The following is a 4,800-nucleotide window of genomic DNA, read 5'->3' as shown; positions in this document are numbered from 1 at the left end:
CAGGCGGGGAAAAATGCGGTAGAGAATAACTTTTTATCAGCAACAAAAAATGAAAAGCTAATGAAAGCACTTGATGACCAAAAGGAAGGTAAAAACCTACTGCAAGCGTCTCAAAATATCGTCTATCTCACTAATGAAGATAAAGCGAGCAATGTTTTACTTGAGCAATATCGCAATGGTCAATTGAATGAAAGTCAAAAGCAAGATTTAGCTAACGTACTCAATCAATATGGATATGAATTACAAACGGTTTATGGTTTTACAGAGCAAGAAGCTACTGTCGCTATTCAAAATTTAGTTAAAGGTGGTGCGTTTGTGGCTTCAGCCGCGGATGCCAAAACTTATAATGAAGCATTAAGCTACTTAAAAATGTATAGCGTACAGTCAGGGCAAGCCGCTGTTGGTGTTGACGCATTAATTGCCTTACCTGGGGCACCCGGTTCAATAATTCGAGGCACATTTGTGGCAGGTGGTGCTTATCAAACAGGAAAGGGTATTGGTCAAGTTATTGACGGGAAATATGCTGAAGGTGGTAAAAATATAGCTCTTGGATCTTTAGCTGTTTTCGGTGGAGTCGCAGGGAGTAAAGTTGTTGATAAGCCAGGTGGTGGAATTATTTCACCAAAAAGTAGTATTTGGCAGACAGGAAAGATTGGTAACACAATAGCCAAATCAGACGGTTTATTGACTGGGCATGTTACAAAAACAACTCCTCAAATGACAAAAGAAAATATCCGCTCACTCAATAGAGAAAATGAGAGTGCGCAGATACTGGCTAAATCAGGGTTCCATGTAGAGCAAAACCCTATCGTTTCAGGAAGAAAAGATCCTGACTATAAGATTAATGGGGAAATTTTTGATAATTATGCACCTAAGTCTGGTCGTGTTAGAAATATATGGACTGAAGTAAAAGGGAAAATTGATAAACGACAAACTAATAATGTGGTGATTAATATGTCTGATACTAAAGTCTCTGCTCCTGAATTACAGTATCAACTTACAAAATGGCCAATAATGGGGTTAGATAAAGTCATTATTATTGATAAATCAGGCAATGCAACTCGCGTGAAATGAGGAATTATGTCCATAGATTTAAGATGCTACACGACATTATCTGTCAATGAACTACAAAAAAAACTGGATGTGTTTTTGGCTAAATATCCTGAGATATTTCCAGAACACTATATTTTATATAAAGCTAGTACACTAGGACCATTTGATAAAGAAATTTCGAATGAGTTTGGTTTAGATCCTGAATCTTATTTTTATATTAGTGTTTCCAATAAAATGCTTGAAATATGTACAAATGAAATAGCTAGGTTAGTCAAAGATGAATTAGGTGAAGACCATGTAATTGTTCTACATAATGGTGAAGATTTAATCTAAAAATGAGATCCCAGCTCTACACTGGGATCTGCCAAAGGGCTGGTCTCCAGCACCACCACCCGCAGCTTAAAGCCGGGGGCGATACCCGAACGTCCAGGTTGGTTGAGTAGCCTTGGTGCTGATGTGATGAGCGGCGAGGAAGCCAAAGTCTATGTTCAGCAGTGGAATGGGCAGGATCTGTCGAAGATAGATGTCAATAGCCCAGGGTGGACAAAGTTTGCGGCCTTTGCATCAGATCCGGAGAATCAGGTAGCGGTTGCGTCACTGGGGATGCTGGGGAAGGATTTGACCAAAGCAGCACTCTCCTATATGGGGCGTAATACCGCCACCAGCACTGTCAGTGCCGCAGCCGTGGGCATGAAATGGGGTCAGGGTAATATGAAGCAGGGGATGCCGTGGGAAGATTATGTTGGGAAAACTTTGCCAGCAAATGCGCGGTTACCGCAGAATTTCAGGACATTTGACTATTACGATGTATCAACGAAAACAGCGGTGAGTGCTAAATCACTGGATACTCAGACGATGGCGAAGTTGTCTAATCCCAATCAGGTTTACAGCTCGATAAAAGGAAATGTTGATGTTGTGGCAAAATTTAAAGAATATTCTCTTTCAAGAAAAACTATCGACTCTTCAATGATTACCAATCGAGAAATTAAATTAGCTGTTCCCGCCAATACAACTTCAGCTCAATGGACAGAGATAAACCGAGCTATTGAGTATGGGAAAGGGCAAGGCGTTAAGGTTACTGTGACACAGGTGAAATGATGACATTTAATAAAGATCAAGACTATTGGACTCGCTGCTATTGCACCAATGAATTTTTGCTTATTGAAACTCAATCAGGGCTGGGTATGGTCGCTGCGGATAATCTCTTTCCACCTCATTTATTACCACCAGATATAGATAATCAGAGTATTGGTGAGACTATCTTACAAGCATTGTCAGATAGTCGTACATTGAAAGTCAAAGAATGTGAAACATTCTTTGACTTTGAAAAAGGTAAAGAAGAATACGCTGCCTGGGTAGCCATGTTGATGGAAAAATATGGCTATAAAACTAAAAAATCCTTATTTAAAAACATGAAAAACTGCGGTATTCATTGTTTTAATGGTGTTATAACGATCTCACCGACTCGCCATGAAAAACTGGAAGGTTGGGGTAGAGAAAAAGGTGATGGTATTGAGGATGTTATTCTCTCTGTAGACAGTTCCCCAACTGAAATAGGTGCAGGATTGCGGCTGGCATTGAGTCGCTGTAAAGGTTAAACAGAAAATCCTAGTTAGTTGGCCGGGGCTTTTGTTTTTACATCTTGAAAGCTCCAACCTCCCACTGCTAATAATCAGTTCGTCCTTATCCCGAGCAAATTTGTACCAAGGTCGTGATAGTGCTGGCTGGCGGGAATCTGGGTGCGGCCCTGACGGGTGCCAGTGCGCTGTATCTGGCGGGGGTGATTAAGCAAAGTACGGGCGATAATCCGGCGGCCAACACAATGGCACACGCGGTATTGGGCGCGGTGACCGCCTATGCCAGCGGCAACAATGCGCTGGCGGGTGCGGCTGGCGCGGCCACGGCGGAGTTGATGGCCCCCACGATTATCAGCGCGCTGGGCTGGGACAAGAACACACTCACCGAAGGTCAGAAACAGGCCGTCAGCGCACTGAGTACATTAGCCGCCGGGCTGGCCGGTGGCCTGACAGGTGACAGCACCGCGGATGCGCTAGCCGGGGGGCAGGCGGGGAAAAATGCGGTAGAGAATAATGCGCTGAGTGCGACTGACGAGAAAAAACGTCAGGATGCGAAGTGGTCATTGCCGTACTTGGAAGGTGACAAGAAGGCTCAAGCAGAGAAGTTAATCAGTGACTTGAATGCGAAGGACAAGGCATTTGATGCTGCGCTGAAATCAGCTTGTCAGGGTCTGTCCTCGGTGGCCTGCCAGGGAATACGGCAAGAGCTGGCAACAATGGGCAAAAGTTATGATGAGCAGATGGATGGGCAGTACATCGGTACAATGGCCAGCGTTTACCAGGAAGGTGCGGGTAAAGTTGACAGTCTGATCTGGCAGTATGCGACGGAAGATGTAAAAGCCCAGAAATCGAAAGACATCCAAACCATAGCCAGTAATTGGGGAGTCAGCGTAGAGACGGCTTCGACGTTGTATACCGGAATGGCAATAACCCATACCACGGCGGCGATTGGTGGTGCGGTGTACGGGATGTATGGAGTGAAAGGAGAGACTGTGCCCGTAGTGAAAGGGTCAACGGTTTATCTTGAAGGGATGAGTTTCCGCATTGATCAACCCGCTCATTTATCAGCTGTAGATGGCTTTACGCAAAAGAGCGGAATTTCAGGTGGTCATAATGCCAATGCATTTTATGATGCGATATAAACAATATAATGTAAAAATCGTGAGTGAAACACCTACCGGTGTGAAGGGTATTACCGAGGTTAAGTATCAAATTCCTACCAAAGATCGTTCAGGAAATCTTACCGGAGAGTACAAAGCAACGCCTGAAACAAAAACTGTTTATGATCCTAATATTTTCACTGACTAGAAAATATTAGACCTTGGGCAGCAAGCTGCGGTTAAAGGCTATAAAGATGCAATGGCAAGTAAAAGTGGGCAAGCCAGTGCAACTGTCGATGGTGTGAGTTTCAGAATATATGTAGATAAAACTACTGGGACAGTACGAAATTTTCATCCTAACTGAGGTTAATAATGAGAAAAGAATTATTTAGTCAAAAGGATGTCAATGATGGGCTAAATTTAGTCATCGTGTCCTATTTTGACAGGATGTATGAAGATGATAGGTTTTTAGAAGTCATTAAATATATTTCAAAAAAAATCGGATTTAATACCGATGGTGCTTACTGTAATTTTCCTGATATGAATAGTTATGATGAAAGTGAACATTTTGAAGGAGTTGAATTTGCAGTAGGTTATCCGTATTCAGAGGCAGATATCGTCATCGTCAATGAGGAAACCTGTTTTAAATATGTTCGTTTATCCTGTGAAAAATATCTTCATCGGCACCCTGAAGATACGGATAAAGTTAACAAATTGCTGGCTAATATCCCTGCCTGAATATAAATCCCGCCCTCAGTGGCGGGATTTTACTTTATTAGTCAGCCTGTTACCCTTCGTTCGCCAGCCGGATAATTGTAAGTATCCCTGCGCGTAAAATAGTTGATTCAGACGGTAGTCCGTTATCCATCCGCATCTTCAGCGGATACCCACGGTTTGCTACTACTCAGCACGCTGAACAGCGATATTGACCTGACCAGCGCGCGACTCAATGCCACGGATCTGCAACTGGACAGCGGCCGCGATGTGATCCTGCGTACCGCCAGTGATCAGTACAGCAGCGGTAACGGCGCAGTGCAGCGGACACAAACGATCCTCGGGCCGCTGGCGAG

General features: G+C 43.6%; 5 protein-coding genes and 3 pseudogenes. All 8 read left to right on the top strand.

The features are described from left to right. Positions 1-99, top strand: a pseudogene (locus AC971_RS24880) (VENN motif pre-toxin domain-containing protein); the annotation flags it as partial. A 270-nt stretch (positions 100-369) separates the two neighbouring features. Next, positions 370-1,074, top strand: coding sequence for a CdiA C-terminal domain-containing protein (locus AC971_RS25685; RefSeq protein WP_331454167.1), 705 nt, complete (start codon positions 370-372; stop codon positions 1,072-1,074). 6 nt (positions 1,075-1,080) lie between these two features. Beyond that, positions 1,081-1,386: a hypothetical protein gene (locus AC971_RS21110; RefSeq protein WP_025381530.1), complete on the top strand. Its 306-nt coding sequence runs from the start codon at positions 1,081-1,083 to the stop codon at positions 1,384-1,386. 87 nt (positions 1,387-1,473) lie between these two features. Then, positions 1,474-2,151, top strand: a pseudogene (locus AC971_RS21105) (endonuclease toxin domain-containing protein); the annotation flags it as partial. Further along, on the top strand, positions 2,151-2,651 hold the full coding sequence (locus AC971_RS21100) for a contact-dependent growth inhibition system immunity protein (RefSeq protein ID WP_025381528.1): 501 nt from the start codon (positions 2,151-2,153) through the stop codon (positions 2,649-2,651). The pseudogene AC971_RS21105 and the gene AC971_RS21100, both read left to right, overlap by 1 nt. Before the next feature lie 113 nt (positions 2,652-2,764). Beyond that, positions 2,765-4,094 (top strand): annotated as a pseudogene (locus AC971_RS24520) (VENN motif pre-toxin domain-containing protein); the annotation flags it as partial. An 8-nt stretch (positions 4,095-4,102) separates the two neighbouring features. After that, positions 4,103-4,468 carry a ribonuclease toxin immunity protein CdiI gene (gene cdiI / locus AC971_RS21085; RefSeq protein ID WP_025381526.1) on the top strand — a complete coding sequence of 122 codons (366 nt, stop codon included), beginning with the start codon at positions 4,103-4,105 and terminating at the stop codon, positions 4,466-4,468. 102 nt (positions 4,469-4,570) lie between these two features. Further along, a partial coding sequence (locus AC971_RS21080; protein WP_156170268.1) for a hypothetical protein occupies positions 4,571-4,800 on the top strand: 230 nt, incomplete at its 3' end.

The sequence above is a fragment of the Yersinia similis genome, from assembly GCF_001053095.1.
GTDB lineage: Bacteria > Pseudomonadota > Gammaproteobacteria > Enterobacterales > Enterobacteriaceae > Yersinia > Yersinia similis.
This window is presented reverse-complemented; position numbering and strand designations above follow the sequence as displayed.

Coding starts and splice junctions, on each gene's coding strand:
- AC971_RS25685 (WP_331454167.1), top strand. CDS start 370: ATGTATAGCGTACAGTCAGGGCAAGCCGCTGTTGGTGTTGACGCATTA.
- AC971_RS21110 (WP_025381530.1), top strand. CDS start 1,081: ATGTCCATAGATTTAAGATGCTACACGACATTATCTGTCAATGAACTA.
- AC971_RS21100 (WP_025381528.1), top strand. CDS start 2,151: ATGACATTTAATAAAGATCAAGACTATTGGACTCGCTGCTATTGCACC.
- cdiI (WP_025381526.1), top strand. CDS start 4,103: ATGAGAAAAGAATTATTTAGTCAAAAGGATGTCAATGATGGGCTAAAT.